Origin of the sequence: Methylobacterium sp. UNC378MF (assembly GCF_900103195.1) — a bacterium.
GTDB lineage: Bacteria > Pseudomonadota > Alphaproteobacteria > Rhizobiales > Beijerinckiaceae > Methylobacterium.
In genome coordinates this window covers 1-17,107 of sequence record NZ_FMWU01000055.1, presented here as the reverse complement: position 1 = coordinate 17,107, position 17,107 = coordinate 1, and the positions used below count along the sequence as shown (strand labels likewise).

Here is a 17,107-nt window from a genome sequence, read left to right as displayed (position 1 = left end):
GGACGCGTCTTGTCGCGCAGCAGACCCTCGACGCCCGCCTCGGCGTAGCGCCGCTGCCAGCGCCACACGGCCGGACGGCTGACGCCCGCTCGCCGGGCGACGTCCTGGACACTCAGGCGCTCGGCCGAGAGCAAGACGATGCGGGCGCGCTGGATATGTTTGAGCGGGCGAGAGCGGTCGCTGGCGATCGCAGCCAGCCGTGCCGCGTCGCTCGCATCGAGAAGAACGCATACCGTCTGAGCCATGGCCCAGACTCGCACGCCTCACCGCCTGCGTGAATCCTCCGTCCGCGTCACTGCACTAGACTGCTAGATATCTCAAATTCGGTAAAGGGTTTCTCCAGAGGAACGGAACAACCATGACCGAAGACAAGAATTACACTTCGACCGAGCACCGTAAGGGCTCGGTCAAGGAGGCCCTCGGCAAGCTGACGGGTGATCCCCGGATCGAAGCCGAGGGACGCCGGCAGAAGCGGGAGGCCCGCGCCGCGGAGGCTCCTGGGACGAAGCCCGCTGGCTCGGACCGGCGCTGACATGCCCGGGGGCGCTTCAAAGTCGAGGCGCCATCCCACCACCCATCACACGAGGACAACGACATGGTTGACACGGATCGGATCACGGGCGCCGCCAAGGAACTGGGCGGCAAGGTGCAGGGTGCCGTCGGCGACATCACCGGCTCGAAGCGGGACTCGGTCGAGGGCCGCGCCCGCGAGGCGGCCGGCCAGGCCGAGAACCTGTACGGCCAGGCCAAGGACACCGTCCGCGACGCCGCCGAGCACGTCGCAGACACCGCCCGCGACATCGGCGGCAGGATCCGGGACAAGGTCGGCGACCTCGTCGGCTCCGACGACGTCGAGCACCGCGCCCGCCGGGCCCAGGGAGCCGCCGAAGAGCACTTCGACCGGGCGCAGCGCTCCGTGCGCCGGGCCGCGGACGACGCCTCCGACTACGCCGAGGACGCTTACGAGCGCGGCTCTCGCGCCCTGCGCCACGGCAACGGCGGGGTGAGCGGCCAGGTCGCCGAGTACCCGCTCGCCTCCCTGCTGATCGCCGGTGCCGTCGGCTTCGGCCTTGCCCTACTCGTCAACGCGAACCGCGACTGAGCCACCACAGCCTCTCGGCTACGAACGACCCAATACCCGGAGTGAAAGCGTGACCACGATCCAGACCACGGCGTCCCCCCTCGCCACCGCAGCCGCGCAGGCCGACACCCGCGCCGTGCTGCTCAACGAGGTGTCCTGGGGCGCCATCTTCGCCGGCGCCGTGACCGCCCTCGTGACCCAGGTCATCGTCAACCTCGTCGGCGTGGGCGTGGGCCTCGCCTCGGTCGGCACCACCGCCGCCGACAACCCCTCGGCCTCCGCCGTCTCGATGGGCGCCGGCATCTGGTTCGTGGCCTCGGGCATCGCCGCCTCGCTGGCTGGCGGGCTCGTCGCCGGCAAGATGTCGGGCAAGCCGTTGCCGGGAGCGGCCGCCCTGCACGGGCTGGTGTCCTGCGCGGTGACGACGCTGGTCGTCCTGTACCTGCTGACCTCGGCCGCGAGCGGCATCGTCGGCGGCACCCTCGGCACCGTGTCGAGCGCGCTCGGCGGCGCGGGCAACCTCGTCGGCGGCACCATCCAGACCGCCGCCACGGCTGCGGCTCCGTCGCTGTCGAAGATGTCAAACCCCTTCGACGGCATCGAGCAGAAGGTCCGCCAGCAGTCCGCCGGCCAGGACCCGCGGGCGGCCAAGGACGCTGCGGTGGCCGCGGTTCGCGCCCTGCTGACCGGTGACGCGGCGCAGAAGGAGCAGGCTAAGACCCGCGCAGCCGACGCGCTGGCCAAGGCCCAGGGTATCTCGCCCGACCAGGCCAAGGCGCAGATCGACGACTACCAGAAGCAGTACGAGCAGGCCGTCACCACCGCCAAGCAGAAGGCCGAGGCCGCTGCCGTGACGGCGAAGTCCGCCGCGACCCAGGGCGCCTTCTACGCCGCCATCGCGCTGATCCTCGGCGCACTGGCCTCCTTCGTCGGCGGTCGCCTCGGCGCCCCGAAGCCGGTGGCCACGGTCGGTGCCTACGGTGCCCGGCGTCTCTGAACCCTTTCCACCGGCCTCCGCGCAGACAGAACGGAGGTCATCGCCGGCCGGAGCATCCGGCCTCACTCGCGAAGCAGGAGTGCACACGATGAGCAGCACGACCGACAAGCTCAAGGGTCTGGCCAACGAGGCCGTGGGCAACGTCAAGCAGGGCGTCGGCAACATGACCGGCAACGACAAACTCGTGGCCGAGGGCAAGGCGCAGGAACTGAAGGGCGAAGCCCAGAAGACGGTCGGCGACGTCAAGGACGGCGCCAAGACCGTCGCCGATAAGATCACCGGTCGCTGAGACTGACCGGGCGGCGCGGGGGTGTCCGGCGCCGCCCAATCCTTCCATTCCCAACAGGAGGCATCCCATGAACCGCGACCAGATGCGTGGCGCGTCCCGTCACCTCAAGGGTCGCGCCCAGACTACCATCGGCGGCCTGGCCGGCGACCCGGTCCGCCAAGCGCGAGGGGCCGTGAACCAGGTGGCTGGCGGAGCCCAGTACGCCTACGGCCGCGCCCGCGACCGGGCCGAGGATCTCGTCGACGATGGGCGGCACCTTGCCCACGCGGCACGGGAGCGGGCCGACGACCTGATCGAGGACGGGCGGCACTACGCCGGGAAGCCCGCCGCCGGGCCCGGACCCACGGCCGGCAGGCAATCCGGTACGCCGACACCCATCGCACCACCACGCTCCTCGCCTTCGTCGGCGTCGCGTTCGCGCTGGGCTGGCTCGCTCCTCGTGCTGAACCCTCTCAATCCAGGAGATCCCGATGATCCGCAAGCTTCTCACCGCCTTCCTGTTGCCGAGGGTGATCGCCTTCGTCTCGCGCCGGGTGACCGGCCGCGCGGCGACGCCCCCGCGCCGGGGCTACTGAGCGGTCCGGGCCGCGGGTAGCGCCGCGGCCCGCCCCACGGCGGTTTCCGCCCATCACCCACGGAAAGGACGCGACATGAGCAAGGGATATCCCTCGATGACGGCCCTGCTGGGGCTGCTCGCGGTGGCAGGCACAGCAGGCCGAGCAGGATAGCCCAGGCCAGCAGGTCGCCGGCGCTGAGCCAGTCGCCTCCATCCACGCGCCAGTTCTCAAAGTCGTCGGGCTCGACGGTATGCCCGCGCGAGGTGAGGACCGTAACGGCCTCGGCCACGGGATCCTCCTCGGGAATCGCGCCTTCACCGGGTGTGCCAACAGGATCGCGGTCCGGACCATGTTGCGCTTCCAGGCCAGCTTGTCGGTGTTCAGTGCTTCGGCCGCGCGGGTATGCTGCGGAGCATCTCGACGAGATCGAGGGGCCAGCCATTCGCGAGCGGGTACGATTCGGTCGCCAGATCCGCGAGTACGGCGTCGACCGCAGCGTCGATCTCCTGGTCGGTGACCTCGGAGGCCTTGCGCAGCTCGGAGACGGTCGCGGGTTCTTTGGCCATCGATTCCCGCGAGCTGGTGGGGCAGATGGTGGGGTGAACCGCCGACCGGCGGAAATTTCTCTTCGCGATCAATGCCTGCTGGCGGAAGGGGTGGGATTCGAACCCACGGTGGAGTTGCCCCCACGGCGGTTTTCAAGACCGCTGCCTTAAACCACTCGGCCACCCTTCCTGGCAGCATCCGCGGCCTCACGGTTACGGCCGCCGCCGAGGGTGCGTCAACAGGAGAACACCCGGTTGACCTGCGGAAACATTCCGCCTATCTCACCGCCACGCCCGGGGCCGCTCGATGCGGCGCGGGTTTAGCCCCGCCACTTCGACATCGGATGCGCCGGGCTTACGGCTGATTGGGGGATAGTTTAACGGTAGAACGGTGGACTCTGACTCCTCTAGTCCTGGTTCGAATCCAGGTCCCCCAGCCACCGAAGCCGCCCGCCCGATCCTTGATCCGGCGGGTTTTTTGTTCCCCGCTCCCCGGCCGACGACGTGGCATCACCAAGATTCCGCCGCATCGAGCGATGCCGGGCCGTCATCCCACGTTGACGCCAAGCGGCGCGACTGCCTAGATCGGCCCATGCGCCGGTGCCAGCCCCAGTCGGTCCGAGGGCGTGCGATCATCGGCATGATCGCGCTCTACGCGCTGCTGCTCCAAGCCTTCCTGGGCTTCGCTACGCCCGCCCAGGCGATGGACCGGCCGGACGACCTGCTCTGTGCCGGTCATTCCACAGGAGAACCCGGCGGCAAGGTGTTGCACGTCCACCCGTGCTGCACCGTCGTGCAGGCCGGGACACTGACGCTGCCGGTCATCGACCCGGCCACCATGGCCTGGCCCTCGGCGCCGGCGACGCACTGCGCGTGGCGGCCCGAAGCCACGATCCCGGCGACCGGACCTCCCGCCTACTCCAACACCGCGCGAGGTCCGCCCAGGGCCTGACGATCCCGATCCCGATCGCTCAGGCCCGGACCTTCCCTCATGTCGATTGTTCTTCACGGCGGCGCCCCCGCATACGGGGCGGCCGCCACGCGGCGAGCGTCCAGCGACGCCATCTATCGGGCTGTCTGGCGGTGGCACTTCTATGCCGGCCTGCTGTGCCTGCCCTTCCTGATCAGCCTGTCGGCGACCGGCGCGCTCTATCTGTTCAAGGATGAGATCAACGGCAGCCTGTTCGCGTACCGGAACAGGGTTGTCCCCCAGACGACCGTGCCGATCGGCCCGGATCGGCTGATCTTCAACGCGCTGCAGACGGTGCCGGATGGCGTACCCGTCACCTATACCGATCCTCCCGCCCCCGACGCCGCCGCGCGCGTCACGATGGCGGTGGGTGAGCGGCGGATCCTCGTCTACCTGAACCCCTATACCGGCGACGTGCTCGACCGCGTCGACCGCGATCGCGAATTCATGGCGGTGGTTCGGGGGCTGCACAGCCTGGCCCTGCTCGGTCCTTTCGCAAATGCGGCCATCGAGATCGTCGCGGGCTTCGCGGTCATCCTGGTCGTGACCGGCACGTATCTGTGGTGGCCGCGCGGCCAGACAGGCGGCGTCGTCACGATTCGCGCCACGCCCCGCCGGCGCGTGTGGTGGCGCGATCTCCACGCCGTCACCGGATTCGTGGCCGGCGGCGGGCTGCTCTTTCTGGCGCTCACCGGACTGCCCTGGTCGATCTGGTGGGGGCAGCAGCTGCGCACATGGTCGAACGCCGCGGGCCTCGGCCAGCCGGCGGCGCTCTGGGCGAACCGCCCGGTCTCGACGGTGCCGTTGCGCGACCGGCTGGAGGATCCGGGCTGGACCCTGCAGGACGCGCCCGTGCCGCGCTCCGCGCCGGATACCGCGGCGGCCGCGAGCGTCGGCATCGACGAGGCCGCCGCGATCCTGGGACGCATGGAGATGCCCCGCGGATTCGAGCTGGCGCTGCCTGTCGGTGCCGACGGCGTCTACGCGGCGGCCGCCTACCCGCGCGACGTCACCCGACAGCGGGTGATCTCCCTCGACCAGCATTCCGGCCGGCCGCTGGTCGACATCCGTTTCGCCGACCTCGGCCCGGTCGGCCGTGCGATCCAGTACGGCATCGGGATCCACAAGGGCGAGCATTGGGGCCGCGCGAACCAGTTCGCGATGCTGGGCTTCTGCCTCGCCACCATCCTGCTCGCGGTCACCGCCGGAACGATGTGGTGGAAGCGCCGCCCGGCGGGCGGGCTGGGGGTGCCGCCGTGGCCGCGGAGCCGGCGCGTGATCCTCACCGTCACCCTGATGATCGTCGGGCTCGGGGCGCTCTTCCCGATGACCGGCCTCGCGATCGCCGCCATGGTCGGTCTCGATCTCGCCGCGGACCGGCTCCGAAGTCGGTGGGTCGGCTGATCCGGATCAGACGGGCGCCATGCCCGTGCAGAAACATCCACCCCTGAAGCACAGGCATCCCGGCCTTCTGGGTGCGGGGCTGATCGTGCTCGCGCTCTGGATCCAGGCGCTGGCCCCGGCTGTCGCCCTGCGGATGGCGCAGGCCACGGCGGCGCTCCCTGGCCTGATCCTGTGCGGGCACGCGCCGGATCAGGCGGTGGACGCCGGCATCGGGCCGCTGGCGCCGGCGATGGCGGGCTGCGGCCTCTGCGGATTGTGTCGTGCCGGTGCCGTCCCGCCGCTTCTCCCGACGCTGCCCGGCCTCGCGCACCACCTGCGCTGGGAGACGGTGGCCTGGCTGCTTCCGCCCTCCGGCCTCGCCGCCTCGGCCGTCCCCGTCCTCGGCCAGCCCCGGGGCCCGCCCCGCTTCGCCTGATCGCCGCCTCCTCCGGGTGGCCCCGCCGCTCTCCCGACCGATCAGACGAGACCTCCGATGATGCCCGACCAGACCGTCCTGCGCGGCAGCGCCCTCGCGCTTCTGCTCGCCGGAAGCCCCCTCCCCGCCCTCGGCCAGTCCGCCGTCACGCTGGACGAACTTTCCGTGGAGGGCGAGGCCGCGCCCGCCGCGGGCCGAGCCGCCCCGAGGCCCTACGGCGTGGCGGCGCCACCGGGCTCGGCGCCGTCGGTCATCGAGCATCCCGTGGGCGAGATCGTCACCGGCATCGGCCGCGACGACACCATCGCGAATCGGCCGGCGACCAGCATCGGATCGGTCCTGGTCAACAGCCCCGGCGTCACGGTGCGGCAGGGGAATGGCGGTCGCGACGTTGTCATTTCGATCCGTGGCAACAACGCCCGCTCCACCGGCGTGATCAAGAACACCGTCGTTCTGGAAGATGGCTTCATCCTGACCCAGCCGGACGGGGCGTCGCGGTTCGACCTCACGGATCCCCGCGCCTACAGCCGGATCGACGTGTTCCGCGGGCCGCAATCGCCGCTCTTCGGCAACTACGCCACCGGGGGCGCCATCGCGTTCCGGACCCGCACCGGCCGGGAGATCGACGGCTACGAGATCGGGCTGGATGCCGGCAGCTTCGGCTATCTCAGCAAGTACTTCACGGTCGGCGGCGTCAGCGGTCCGTTCGAGATCAGCCTGTTCGCCAGCGATGTCCGCGCCAACGGCTATCAGGACCATGCCGGCTACGACACGCAGACCATCGATCTGCTCGCGAGCTACACCCCGACCCCGGACAACCGGTTCACCCTGAAGGTGATCAACAACACCCTCGACGCGAACCTTCCCGCCCGGTCGTCCCTGGCCCAGTACACCATCAATCCGTACCAGCGTGGCTGCGCCGCCGCGACGAGCGCCGCGCCGGGCTGCACCACCTTCAACTTGTTCCGGAACGGGGCTTTCGGCGCGACCGTGCCGGTGACGGCCGACGAGGGCGGCTTCGGCCGCAACGACCGCCGGACCATCGTGGCGGCCCGCTGGGAGCACGACATCGACGCGTTCACCACCTGGCGCACGCAGCTCGGTTTCGACGAGCGCAACTTCAACCAGCCTTTCTACACGACCTCGTCTCGCGGCTCGTATCCGTCCTGGAACTTCCTGACGGACCTGACCCGGCGGGGCGACCTGTTCGGCCTGCCGGCCACCGGTTACGTCGCGCTGGCCTACAACACGATCGACAACCACATCACCACGTTTAACCGTGCGCCTTACGGCGGCCCGCGCCTGGGGGCGTTGATCGGCGATCAGGCGGCGGTGCAGTCGAATCTCGGCGGCCGGGCGCGGCTCGAACTGGCGCTGTCGGACCAGTGGACCGGGATCGTCGGCTTCAGCGCCGAGACCACGTCCATCACCGGCCGCAACCTCGCCTACGCGTATACGGCGAGCGGCACGACGCAGACGGTGGCCGACGCGAACCGATCCTTCCTCAACGTCGCCCCCGAATTGGCGCTGGTTTACCGGCCGGATTCGGCCTGGGCGCTGCGCGGCCGGGTCGCGACCGGCTACACGACGCCGGCGGCGAGCAACCTGTTCATCACCCCGGCTGGGTTGCCGGGCAACAACACGCAGCTCGAGACCCAGGAGAATCTCGGCTTCGATCTCGGCGCGGAGTGGAGTCCGGTGACGGATCTCCGCCTCAGCGTGACCGGGTTCTACGAATTCTTCCGCAACGAGCTGGTCTCGCAATCGCCGGGGGCGGGACTGCTCGCCTACACGTTCAACGCGCCGGCTTCCGAGCATCGCGGCATCGAGGCCGGCGCCGATTGGGCCTTCGCGCCCGGCTGGCGCGGGACGCTCGCCTACACGTTCGACGACCAGATCTACACCCGCTACACCGAGCAGCTCAGCGCCGGCAGCCTGACCCGGTCGTTCGACCGCGCCGGAAACCGGATCCCGGGCGTTCCGACCCACCAGCTTCTGGCTCGACTGGGCTACGACGTGCCGAGCGGCCCGCTCGCGGGGCTCGGCGCCTTCGTGGAGACGGTCGTCCAGGGCGATTTCTACCTCGACAATACCAACCTGCTGAAGGCGCCGGGCTACGCTATCGTCAACGCCAACCTGCACTACGCCACGGATCTGCCCGGCGGCTACGCGAAGCGGCTCAGCCTCTATCTGGAGGTGCGCAACCTGTTCGACACGACCTACGTGGCCTCCGCCCAGAACCTCGCCAACGGGATCAACGGCACGACCGGACTCCAGAACGGCGCGGCCGTGCTGGCGACCACCACCGGGTCGATCTTCGCGGGTGCGCCGCGGAACATCGTCGGCGGGATGAGGCTGGCATTTTGATAACCGCGCCCGGGCTCGCGCGTGGTGCGAAGGCCGAGCTTGCACTATGCTCCAGCGATCGATCGCAGGGGCCGGGCCAGGCGCGCGGTCCGGTCCGCGCGGCCGGGGCCGTAGGCGGAGACGTGGCGCGATGGTCGGATGAGGCGGCGAACGGTCATCGCTGGATTGCCCGTGGCGCTGGCCGGGTGGCCGCGCGCCGTCCGGGCGCAGACGCAGGCCCATGTCGTGGCGTTCTGGCCCTTTGCGGAGGGTGATGCCGAGGGCCGGACCCTCGCGGACGCATTTCACGCCGCTCTGCGCGAGCAAGTCCACGCGGATCAGCCGGTCGACGATCGCTGGGCCGGTGCCGACCGCGCGCGCACAGGCCTTCTCGCCACCGAACTCGTGGCCGCCCAGCCTCAGGTGATCTTCGCCTATCTCAGCGCGCAGCTCTCGGCCGTCGCGGCATTGACCAAGCAGATTCCCATCGTGTTCGTCGGAGCCTCGAACCCGGTCCGTTTCGGATACGTGGAGAGCCTCCAGCGCCCGGGCGGGAACATCACCGGCTTCACGCTCTACGAGGCCCCGCTCGGCGGAAAATGGGTGGCGGCCCTGAAGGAAGCCGTACCGAGCCTGCGGCGGGTCACGCTCCTGTCGAATGCGAGCACCGAGATTCGCGGCGAGAACCTGTATGCCGAGCCGTTCCGCAGCACCGCGGCCGCGCTGGGGATCGAGCCCCTGGTCTTGAAGGTCGAGACGACGGCCGAGATCGATCCGGTCATAGCGGATCTGGCGCGGCAGGGAGATGGAGGCCTGATCGTCGCGCCCGGCACGTTCAGCGAGGCGAACGGCGATCGCATCGTTGCGCTCACCACGAGCCACAAGATCCCGGCGGTCTTCGCCATCCGGCGCTTCGCCTATCGCGGCGGCCTGATGTCGTACGGACCGGATCCGGTGGAGACGGTCCGCCGGGCCGCCGCTTATGTCGCTCGCATCCTCCGCGGCGAGAATCCCGCGACCCTGCCGGTCCAGGCGCCCACGAAATTCGACTTCATCGTAAATCTCAAGACCGCGCGCAGCATGGGCGTGGACATCGCGTCGGCGCTCCTCGCCCAGGCGGATGAGATCGTCGAATGACGGCGCCGCGCCCGCTCGCCCCGCCGCCGGGCGCCAAGCCGCTGCCGCGCTGGTTGCGCCTGCCGCTCGCGAAGAAATTCGCCGTGGCCTTCGTAGGCCTCGTCAGCCTGGTGCTGCTCATCAACGGGGCGGTCGATCTGACGCTGAACTATTACGACGCCAAGCGGACGGCGATCGAGACGCAGCGCACCAAGGCTCGGGCGGCCGCCGAACGCGTCGATGCTTTCCTGTCCGGGATCGAGAGCCAGGTCGGCTGGACGACCCGCGCCGAGTGGCGGCGCGTGTCGCCCGAGCAGCAGCGTTACGACTTCATCCGCCTCCTGCGCCAGGCGCCAGCGATCACGGAGGTCGCGTATCTGGATCCGGCCGGGAAGGAACAGCTGCGGGTGTCGCGGCTCGAACCCGATGCCGTCGCCAGCGGCAAGGATTTCTCGGCCTCGCCGCGTTTCACCCAGGCGCTCAGCCAGAAGACGTGGTTCGGCCCGGTCTACTTCCGGCGCGGCTCCGAGCCCTACATGACCGTCTCGGTGGCGCATGCCGGCCGTGATCCCGGCGTCACGGTGGCAGAAGTCAATCTGAAGCTGATCTGGGACGTGGTCAGCGCGATCAATGTCGGCGATCACGGCTACGCCTTCGTGACCACCTCCGCCGGCCGGCTGATCGCGCATCCGGATCTCAGCCTCGTCCTGCGGGACACCGACCTGTCCGGCCTGCCCGAGGTCGCCGCAGCGCTGCCCGGCTCGCACTTGGCGGGACAGGATTACGAGATCACCACCGGCCTCGGCGGCGGCTGGGTTCTGGCGGCCCACGCCACCATCCCGCGGGTCGACTGGATCGTGTTCGTGCAGGAATCGTTGCGCGACGCGATGGGTCCGGCCCTGGAATCCGTCATCCAGACCACCTCGCTGATGGGCCTCGGCGTACTGCTGGCGGCCGTGGCGGGCACCTTCCTGGCCCGGCGCATGGTCGTCCCGATCCGCACGCTCGAGGACGGGGCGGAGCGGTTCGGCGCCGGAGACCTGTCCGAGCGCATCGTCATCCGCACGGGCGACGAGATCGAGACCCTCGCGCACCGGTTCAACACGATGGCGAGCCGCGTGCAGGATTCCTACGAGACGCTCGAGGCCAAGGTCGCGGAACGGACCCGCGACCTGAACCAGTCGCTCGATGATCTCCAGAGGGCACAGAACCGTCTCGTTCAGTCGGAGAAGCTCGCGTCCCTGGGGCAGCTCACCGCCGGCATCGCCCACGAGATCAAGAACCCGCTGAACTTCGTCAACAATTTCGCCTCGCTCTCCCACGAGCTGGTGGACGAGCTTCGGGACGTGCTCGAGCCGGCCACGCTCGATCCGACCGTGCGCGCGGAGGTCGAGGAGATCGCCGGGCTTCTCAAGGGTAATCTCGAGAAGGTCGTCCAGCACGGCAAACGCGCCGATTCGATCGTCAAGAACATGCTGCTGCACTCGCGCACCGGGTCGGGTGAGCATCGCCCGGTCGAGGTCAACGCCCTCGTCGAGGAAAGCCTGAATCTTGCTTATCACGGTGCCCGTGCGGCCAAGCCCGGCTTCAACGTGAGCCTCGTGCGCGATTACGACCCGGGAGCCGGCATTGCCGACATCTATCCTCAGGAGATCACGCGGGTCCTGCTCAACCTGATGTCGAACGGATTCTACGCCACGGAGAAGAAGATCGAGAGCGCGGAGCCCGGCTACGCGCCGACGCTGTCGGTCGCCACGCGGGATCGGGGCGACAGCATCGAGATCCGTGTGCGCGACAACGGCACCGGCATTCCCGAGAGCGTCAGGGCCAAGATGTTCGACCCGTTCTTCACCACCAAACCCGCCGGTGAGGGCACGGGGCTCGGCCTGTCGCTGAGCCACGACATCCTGGTCAAGCAGCATGGCGGGACGGTTGACGTCGCCACGGAGCCGGGCGCCTTCACCGAGTTCATCATCGTCCTGCCGCGACGGAGCGCGACGGCGGCCACGCCCCCCCAGCCGGCGACCGAGACCGAGAGCCAGCCATGAACGTCCTGATCCTCGTCGTCGATGACGAACCCGACGTCACCGACCTGTTCCGGCAGCAGTTCCGCCGCGAGTTGCGCGCCGGACGCTTCGCGATGGCCTTCGCGCATTCGGCGGCGGAAGCCCTGGAGCGGATCAACGGCTCCAACGAGCCGAGCCTGATCCTGATGCTGTCGGACATCAACATGCCCGGGATGACCGGCCTCGAATTGCTGCCGCTCGTGCGCGCCGCCCGGCCCGACGTGCCGGTCATCATGATCACCGCCTACGGCGATGCGGAAACCCGCGAGAAGGTCCGCGCCGCCGGCGCGGTGGGCCTGATCACCAAGCCGATCGACTTCGCCGTGCTGAAAGCCGAGATCGACCGCCGGCTCTCCGCATTCGCGGGGGCCGAATGACGCCCGGCATGCCCAGCGCCAAGATCCTCGTCGTCGACGACGAGCCGGATCTCGAGGCGCTGATCACCCAGAAATTCCGTCGTCAGATCCGTCAGGGCATCGTCACGTTCCTGTTCGCCCAGGACGGACAGGAGGCGCTGGACCGCCTCGCGGAACAGCCTGACGTCGATCTGGTCGTGTCCGACATCAACATGCCGCGCATGGACGGGCTGACGCTGCTCGCCAAGCTCCAGGATCTCGCCGAGCGTCCCTCGACCATCATCGTCTCGGCCTACGGCGACATGGCGAACATCCGCACGGCGATGAACCGGGGCGCCTTCGACTTCCTGACGAAGCCGATCGACTTCGCCGATCTCGAGACGACGATCGAGCGGACGCTGCGGCATGTCGAGGCTCTGCGCGAGGGGCGGCGGCGGCAATCGTTGGCCGAACGCGCCCACGCTTCCCTGGCCCGGTACTTCTCGCCGAACCTCGCCGAGCGGCTCGCCGGGGACGCGTCGGGTCTCGAACTCGGCGGCCACCGCCGCGACGTGGCCTCCCTGTTCACCGACATCGCCGGCTTCACCAGCCTGGTGGAGAGCCTCGATCCGGCCCAGCTCGCCGAGATCCTCAACGGCTATTTCGCGGAGATGACCGACTTGGTCTTCGCCCACGAGGGGACGGTGGCCAAGATCGTCGGCGACGCGCTGCACGTGCTCTTCGGGGCGCCGGGGGATCAGCCGGACCACGCGGCTCGTGCCGTGGACTGCGCCCTGGCCCTCGACCGCGCGGCGGAAGAGTTCCGCCAACGCTGGCGGGAGCGGGGGATCGAGATCGGCGTGACGCGGATCGGCGTCCATGCCGGGCCGGCGATCGTCGGCAATTTCGGCGGGAGCCGGTACTTCGACTACACGGCCTACGGCGACACCATCAACACCGCCGCGCGCCTGGAGAATGCCAACAAGGCCTTCGGCACGCGGATCTGCGTCAGCGACGCGGTCGTGATCCGGGCCGGTCAGTTCCGCGGCCGCCCCCTCGGCGATCTGCTCCTGCGCGGCAAGCAGACGGCCCTGCGCGCCTACGAACCCCTGACCGAGGCGGCCTATCCGGCTCGGCTGCTCGCGCAGTACCAGGAGGCCTACACCAAGCTCGAGGCGGGCGAGGCCGGCGCCCTGCCGGCCTTCGCGGCCCTGGTCGGGCTGCGCCCCGAGGACGGGGTCGCGGCCTTCCACCTGAAGCGCCTGCTGAACGGGGGGAGCGGGAGCCGCGTCGAGGTTGGCTGAGGTCCGGACCGGCCAGCGCGCATCCCTGCATCGACGGCCGCGATAGCCGCGCCTTAAGGCACCGCCTATTACCGTCCCCTGGCACGCGGTCGGAGCCTTGTCCGAGCGCGGCCGGCCGGAACGGTGGTAGACGGGAGACCGGCGCATGAGACGGCGCGACGTCATCGCGGGCCTGGGTGCGGCCGCGTGGCCCACCTTCGCCGCCGGCCAGGCCAAGGGCCAGCGTCGCCTGGGGATCCTCCTGGTCTACGGCGAAGCGCACCCGGACAGTCCCGTCATCGTCGACACCCTGCGGGAGAGTCTGAAGCGCGCCGGCTGGATCTGGGGCCAGAACCTCGCCGTCGACCTGCAATACGGTAATGGCGACGCCGCACGGATGCGCCTGCAGGCGGACGAGATCCTGGCGCAGAAACCCGATGTGGTGCTCGCACAGGGGATCGTCGGTGCGACCGCGCTCCAGAGCGCGACGAAGACGACGCCGGTCGTCTTCATGATGCTCCAGGACCCGATCGGCGGCGGCTTCGTGACCAACCTGTCGCGTCCCGGCGGCAACCTAACCGGCTTCACCAATTTCGACTTCGTCCTCGTGGGCAAGTGGCTGCAGCTTCTCAAGGAACTCAGCCCCGGCGTCACGCGGGCCCTTGCGCTGCTCAATCCCGACTATCGCGCGCGCCTCGCAGGCTACGCGGCCGAGCTGTCCCGGATCGGCCCCGAACTCGGGATCGATGCGCGGATCGCCGGCGTGCACGATGCCGCCGAGATCGAGACCGCGATCTCCGGCTTCGCCGCGCAGCCGAACGGCGGCCTCCTCATCCTGCCGGATGCGGTGACGGGGATCTACAGTCAGCGGATCGTCGATCTGGCCGCGACCTGCCGCCTGCCGGCGGTCTATGCCTATGCGGCACCGGTCCGGCTCGGCGGTCTCGCCGCCTACACGACCAGCGTCGCGCAGGATGTGGAGCGGGCTGCCGGCTACATCGATCGGATCCTGCGCGGCGCGGTGGTCGGCGAGCTCCCGGTCCAGGCCAGCGCGCGCTTCACGACGCTGCTCAACCTGAAGACCGCCGCAGCGCTCGGGCTGACCATCACGCCGTCGCTGATGGCGACGGTGGACGAGCTGGTCGAATAGCGGTTTCGGACCGACGCGCCGTCCGCATCGGCGTCGCGGCGGCCCCGCACGGGGACCGCCGCGGTCGCGACGACGCGGGCGGTCAGCTGAAGGCCGGCAGGCGCCCGTCCGGCGAGTAGCGGTCAACGGCCGAGGGAAGATCGCGCGAGAGGCGGGCCAGCAGCTCGCTCTTGCTCAGGCCAGTCCGCTGCTCGAGAGCCGCAAGGGTGTCGGGGCCGATGGCGCGCTCGAGATCCGCGGTCGGGATTTCGCGGTTCGGCCCGCTGTTGATCCAGGATTGTGCGGTCTCGGCGTGACCGCCCTTGGTGAAATGGTCCACCAGTTCGGTCAGACCGCCGGCGATGAGGCCGCCGACGCCCCCCGCGCTGGCGCCGCCGAGCAGGCGATCGAGATTTGCCGGGACGGTCGATCCCGTTCCGGCCGGAACCTGCGGCGTCGGAGACCGGGACGCGTCCTTGGCGTGGCCACCGAGCCACTCGGCGATCCGGTCGCGGTTCTGGTAGCCGGCCACCGCCAGCAATCCCAGCAGGGCGGTCATCGAGGGATATCCCTTGCTCATCGCGTCGTCCTTCCTTGATGCGGGCTTTCGCCCGGGTGGTACGGCGGTGGGCCGCCGCAACGGGTCATGCCGATCTCGGGGCGGTGTCGGCGGCGACCGTCCTGCCGGTCAACGCGGATCCGTCATCCGCGCTCCGGCCGGCCGTGATGGCGCGCTTGACCGTTGAGCGGGCCGCGTCGATGGCGATGGTCGCCGCCGACATGGTCCGGGCTTCGGTCGGCCGCTCCAGCGCATGCTTGGCGATGTCGCCCGCGAGGTCGTCGATCTCGCGGGCGAGGATCTCGAGACGCCCGGGATCGGCCGTCGCCTGCGCCTCCTGGCGGATCTGGAGCAGGCGGTCGGTCGCCTCCTCGACGCGCTCGCGCCGCAGGCGCGACAGGCGCTGGCCGATCCAGGCCAGAGCCGAGCCGACGCCGCCGCCGAGGAAGGCCAGCAGATAGATCCAGGTCTCGTAACGCTCGATGAAGCTCTGCTGCTCGCGCTCGTAATAGTCGACGGCGCCGGGGTGGATCGGCAGCCGGGCGCTGGTCGCGCCGACGGTCCCGTCATAGGCGGGCGCCTGGACGTAGTCGGCGGCCGGCGTGACGTTGGCCATGGCGCTGCGCAGCTCGAACAGGTGCTGGGTGACGTCGGCCGCCACCGAACGGGCAAGGTCCGCGCGGGCCATCAGCCGGTACGAGGCGCCGACCGTGCGAACGTCCTCGGCCGGCACCTTGGGGCTGCCTCCGAAGGTTTCGGCCGGCATGGTGACGACCTGCAGCCGCGGCAGCCGGGCGACGATCGCCTCGGCGTTCTCGACGTCGACGAAGGAGATCTTGCGGCTGCGGCTGGCGGCCTGAACGAGGCCGACGATCCGCTGCGCGGTCGGCGCGGTCGGCGCGATGACCGAGATCACGGCGTCCACCCGCTTGCGCGCGAAGGCGGCGCCGAGGTCGCTCTCCGCCATCTCGACCAGGGCGACGTGGCGCGGTGGCAGCCCGCCCTCCGGCTCGGTCGTGACCAGCGTCAATCCGTAATGGTCGAGCATGGCGCGGATCAGCGCCTCGTCGGCGTCCCGATGGGCGAGGATCGCGAGGCGCTTGCGATCAAGATCGGGGAAGCGGGCGATGCCGGAGGCTTCGGGCGAGGCGATGATCATCGCCTGGTCCCGCAGGATGGCCAGCGTCAGGCCGTTGTCGGGGAGCTCCACGTCCGGCCGTACGATCGCGAGGTCGGCCCGGCCAGCGCCCAGGGCCTCGGCACTGTCGCGCACGTCGTCGAAGGGCAGGATCTTGAGGCGGATCTCCTTGTGGCTCTTGGCCAGAGCGTCCGCGTAGGCCTGGATCAGGGCCGGTTCCGTACCGTCCTTCGGAGCGACCGCGACGGTCAGGACGGTGGCGCGCGAAACCCAGTAGGCCACGCCGGCGCCAACGCTCAGCAGAATGGCGAGCGCCAGGAAGACGAATTCCTGACGCAGGAAGAGGCTGGCGAAGCGCCGCATCGTCGCTGGTCTCGCGCGTTGGGCGATCCCGCCGGACACAAGGCCGGCCGGCGCCGCGGGACGGGGTCAGTGCTTGCCGGTGATCTTATCGGCGAGGTTTTTGGCGCCGTCCTTGACGTCGCCCACCGTCTTCTGCGCCTCGCCCTTCAGCTCCTGCGCCTTGCCCTCGGCCACCAGCTTGTCGTTGCCGGTCGCCTTGCCGGCCGCCTGCTTGACGTTGCCCACCGCCTCGTTGGCCAGGCCCTTGATCTTGTCGGTCGTGCTGCTCATCGCGTGCGCTCCTTGGGGGTTGGGGTCGGGGTCAGGATGTCCGGTCGGGCAGGTTCCGCCCGCCGGGGTGGACGGCCCCCGCACGGTGGCGGGCGCCGAGGGGGGGGTAAGCGGCCGAACGATCCGGGGCCGAACGATCCGGGACCGGGCCGCGGCCGCTCAGACGCGCCGGGTCTCGTAGGCGCCCGGCAGGCTCGCGGGCTTCGGCGCGCCCAGGCGGCCGCCGAAGAAGGCGGCGAGCGCG

At 70.0% G+C, this 17,107-nt stretch carries 18 protein-coding genes, 2 tRNA genes and 1 pseudogene; 15 read left to right on the top strand and 6 right to left on the bottom strand.

Going from position 1 to position 17,107, the window contains the following annotated elements; translation table 11 throughout:
* On the bottom strand, positions 1–245 hold a 245-nt coding region (locus tag BLT59_RS29830; protein WP_139174156.1), incomplete at its 3' end, for a helix-turn-helix domain-containing protein.
* A gap of 113 nt (positions 246–358) precedes the next feature.
* Here BLT59_RS29830 and BLT59_RS29825 point away from each other — a divergent pair.
* The 5 genes and pseudogenes from BLT59_RS29825 (at position 359) to BLT59_RS32060 (ending at position 2,841) form a co-directional block, all read left to right on the top strand.
* On the top strand, positions 359–532 hold the full coding sequence (locus tag BLT59_RS29825) for a CsbD family protein (protein WP_091789709.1): 174 nt from the start codon (positions 359–361) through the stop codon (positions 530–532).
* A 63-nt stretch (positions 533–595) separates the two neighbouring features.
* Positions 596–1,102, top strand: coding sequence for a CsbD family protein (locus tag BLT59_RS29820; RefSeq protein WP_091789706.1), 507 nt, complete (start codon positions 596–598; stop codon positions 1,100–1,102).
* A 49-nt stretch (positions 1,103–1,151) separates the two neighbouring features.
* A complete protein-coding gene (locus tag BLT59_RS29815) occupies positions 1,152–2,078 on the top strand; it encodes a PhnA-like protein (RefSeq protein WP_091789703.1) in 927 nt (308 codons plus the stop codon).
* Positions 2,079–2,166: 88 nt separating this feature from the next.
* On the top strand, positions 2,167–2,367 hold the full coding sequence (locus tag BLT59_RS29810; RefSeq protein ID WP_091789701.1) for a CsbD family protein: 201 nt from the start codon (positions 2,167–2,169) through the stop codon (positions 2,365–2,367).
* Between the two features lie 67 nt (positions 2,368–2,434).
* Positions 2,435–2,841 (top strand): annotated as a pseudogene (locus BLT59_RS32060) (CsbD family protein).
* Between the two features lie 463 nt (positions 2,842–3,304).
* On the opposite strand, the gene BLT59_RS29795 reads toward BLT59_RS32060, so the two are convergent.
* The gene (locus BLT59_RS29795; protein ID WP_244514204.1) at positions 3,305–3,490 is read right to left on the bottom strand and encodes a hypothetical protein; all 186 of its coding nucleotides are present in this window, start codon (positions 3,488–3,490) and stop codon (positions 3,305–3,307) included.
* Between the two features lie 79 nt (positions 3,491–3,569).
* Positions 3,570–3,659, bottom strand: a tRNA-Ser gene (locus tag BLT59_RS29790).
* 176 nt (positions 3,660–3,835) lie between these two features.
* Here BLT59_RS29790 and BLT59_RS29785 point away from each other — a divergent pair.
* The 10 genes from BLT59_RS29785 (at position 3,836) to BLT59_RS29740 (ending at position 14,554) form a co-directional block, all read left to right on the top strand.
* Positions 3,836–3,909, top strand: a tRNA-Gln gene (locus BLT59_RS29785).
* Between the two features lie 200 nt (positions 3,910–4,109).
* On the top strand, positions 4,110–4,421 hold the full coding sequence (locus BLT59_RS29780) for a hypothetical protein (protein ID WP_244514203.1): 312 nt from the start codon (positions 4,110–4,112) through the stop codon (positions 4,419–4,421).
* Positions 4,422–4,460: 39 nt separating this feature from the next.
* Positions 4,461–5,843 carry a PepSY-associated TM helix domain-containing protein gene (locus tag BLT59_RS29775; RefSeq protein WP_091789695.1) on the top strand — a complete coding sequence of 461 codons (1,383 nt, stop codon included), beginning with the start codon at positions 4,461–4,463 and terminating at the stop codon, positions 5,841–5,843.
* A 19-nt stretch (positions 5,844–5,862) separates the two neighbouring features.
* Entirely contained in the window at positions 5,863–6,258 is a 396-nt protein-coding gene (locus BLT59_RS29770) for a DUF2946 domain-containing protein (RefSeq protein WP_091789693.1), read from the top strand.
* A 57-nt stretch (positions 6,259–6,315) separates the two neighbouring features.
* On the top strand, positions 6,316–8,625 hold the full coding sequence (locus BLT59_RS29765; RefSeq protein WP_091789692.1) for a TonB-dependent receptor family protein: 2,310 nt from the start codon (positions 6,316–6,318) through the stop codon (positions 8,623–8,625).
* A gap of 138 nt (positions 8,626–8,763) precedes the next feature.
* Complete coding sequence (locus tag BLT59_RS29760) at positions 8,764–9,741, top strand: ABC transporter substrate-binding protein (RefSeq protein ID WP_091789689.1); 978 nt, start codon at positions 8,764–8,766, stop codon at positions 9,739–9,741.
* Positions 9,738–11,768, top strand: a complete 2,031-nt coding sequence (locus tag BLT59_RS29755) for a sensor histidine kinase (protein ID WP_091789686.1) — start codon at positions 9,738–9,740, stop codon at positions 11,766–11,768. Before BLT59_RS29760 ends, BLT59_RS29755 begins: the two co-directional genes overlap by 4 nt.
* Entirely contained in the window at positions 11,765–12,163 is a 399-nt protein-coding gene (locus tag BLT59_RS29750) for a response regulator (protein WP_091789683.1), read from the top strand. Before BLT59_RS29755 ends, BLT59_RS29750 begins: the two co-directional genes overlap by 4 nt.
* The gene (locus BLT59_RS29745) at positions 12,160–13,425 is read left to right on the top strand and encodes an adenylate/guanylate cyclase domain-containing protein (RefSeq protein ID WP_091789680.1); all 1,266 of its coding nucleotides are present in this window, start codon (positions 12,160–12,162) and stop codon (positions 13,423–13,425) included. Before BLT59_RS29750 ends, BLT59_RS29745 begins: the two co-directional genes overlap by 4 nt.
* Before the next feature lie 145 nt (positions 13,426–13,570).
* Positions 13,571–14,554, top strand: coding sequence for an ABC transporter substrate-binding protein (locus tag BLT59_RS29740; protein WP_091789677.1), 984 nt, complete (start codon positions 13,571–13,573; stop codon positions 14,552–14,554).
* 82 nt (positions 14,555–14,636) lie between these two features.
* Here BLT59_RS29740 and BLT59_RS29735 read toward each other — a convergent pair whose 3' ends face one another.
* The 3 genes from BLT59_RS29735 to BLT59_RS29725 form a co-directional block, all read right to left on the bottom strand.
* Positions 14,637–15,113, bottom strand: a complete 477-nt coding sequence (locus BLT59_RS29735; RefSeq protein WP_091789675.1) for a YidB family protein — start codon at positions 15,111–15,113, stop codon at positions 14,637–14,639.
* Between the two features lie 64 nt (positions 15,114–15,177).
* Positions 15,178–16,593 carry a TAXI family TRAP transporter solute-binding subunit gene (locus BLT59_RS29730; protein ID WP_091789672.1) on the bottom strand — a complete coding sequence of 472 codons (1,416 nt, stop codon included), beginning with the start codon at positions 16,591–16,593 and terminating at the stop codon, positions 15,178–15,180.
* A gap of 66 nt (positions 16,594–16,659) precedes the next feature.
* Positions 16,660–16,863 (bottom strand): CsbD family protein, encoded by a 204-nt coding sequence (locus BLT59_RS29725; RefSeq protein ID WP_091789524.1) that lies wholly within the window; start codon positions 16,861–16,863, stop codon positions 16,660–16,662.
* Positions 16,864–17,107: the final 244 nt, after the last annotated feature.

What these genes read in the sequence shown, in the direction of transcription:
- BLT59_RS29825 (WP_091789709.1), top strand. Translation starts at nt 359, where the DNA reads ATGACCGAAGACAAGAATTACACTTCGACCGAGCACCGTAAGGGCTCG.
- BLT59_RS29820 (WP_091789706.1), top strand. Translation starts at nt 596, where the DNA reads ATGGTTGACACGGATCGGATCACGGGCGCCGCCAAGGAACTGGGCGGC.
- BLT59_RS29810 (WP_091789701.1), top strand. Translation starts at nt 2,167, where the DNA reads ATGAGCAGCACGACCGACAAGCTCAAGGGTCTGGCCAACGAGGCCGTG.
- BLT59_RS29795 (WP_244514204.1), bottom strand. Translation starts at nt 3,490, where the DNA reads ATGGCCAAAGAACCCGCGACCGTCTCCGAGCTGCGCAAGGCCTCCGAG.
- BLT59_RS29780 (WP_244514203.1), top strand. Translation starts at nt 4,110, where the DNA reads ATGATCGCGCTCTACGCGCTGCTGCTCCAAGCCTTCCTGGGCTTCGCT.
- BLT59_RS29775 (WP_091789695.1), top strand. Translation starts at nt 4,461, where the DNA reads ATGTCGATTGTTCTTCACGGCGGCGCCCCCGCATACGGGGCGGCCGCC.
- BLT59_RS29770 (WP_091789693.1), top strand. Translation starts at nt 5,863, where the DNA reads ATGCCCGTGCAGAAACATCCACCCCTGAAGCACAGGCATCCCGGCCTT.
- BLT59_RS29765 (WP_091789692.1), top strand. Translation starts at nt 6,316, where the DNA reads ATGATGCCCGACCAGACCGTCCTGCGCGGCAGCGCCCTCGCGCTTCTG.
- BLT59_RS29760 (WP_091789689.1), top strand. Translation starts at nt 8,764, where the DNA reads ATGAGGCGGCGAACGGTCATCGCTGGATTGCCCGTGGCGCTGGCCGGG.
- BLT59_RS29755 (WP_091789686.1), top strand. Translation starts at nt 9,738, where the DNA reads ATGACGGCGCCGCGCCCGCTCGCCCCGCCGCCGGGCGCCAAGCCGCTG.
- BLT59_RS29750 (WP_091789683.1), top strand. Translation starts at nt 11,765, where the DNA reads ATGAACGTCCTGATCCTCGTCGTCGATGACGAACCCGACGTCACCGAC.
- BLT59_RS29745 (WP_091789680.1), top strand. Translation starts at nt 12,160, where the DNA reads ATGACGCCCGGCATGCCCAGCGCCAAGATCCTCGTCGTCGACGACGAG.
- BLT59_RS29740 (WP_091789677.1), top strand. Translation starts at nt 13,571, where the DNA reads ATGAGACGGCGCGACGTCATCGCGGGCCTGGGTGCGGCCGCGTGGCCC.
- BLT59_RS29735 (WP_091789675.1), bottom strand. Translation starts at nt 15,113, where the DNA reads ATGAGCAAGGGATATCCCTCGATGACCGCCCTGCTGGGATTGCTGGCG.
- BLT59_RS29730 (WP_091789672.1), bottom strand. Translation starts at nt 16,593, where the DNA reads ATGCGGCGCTTCGCCAGCCTCTTCCTGCGTCAGGAATTCGTCTTCCTG.
- BLT59_RS29725 (WP_091789524.1), bottom strand. Translation starts at nt 16,863, where the DNA reads ATGAGCAGCACGACCGACAAGATCAAGGGCCTGGCCAACGAGGCGGTG.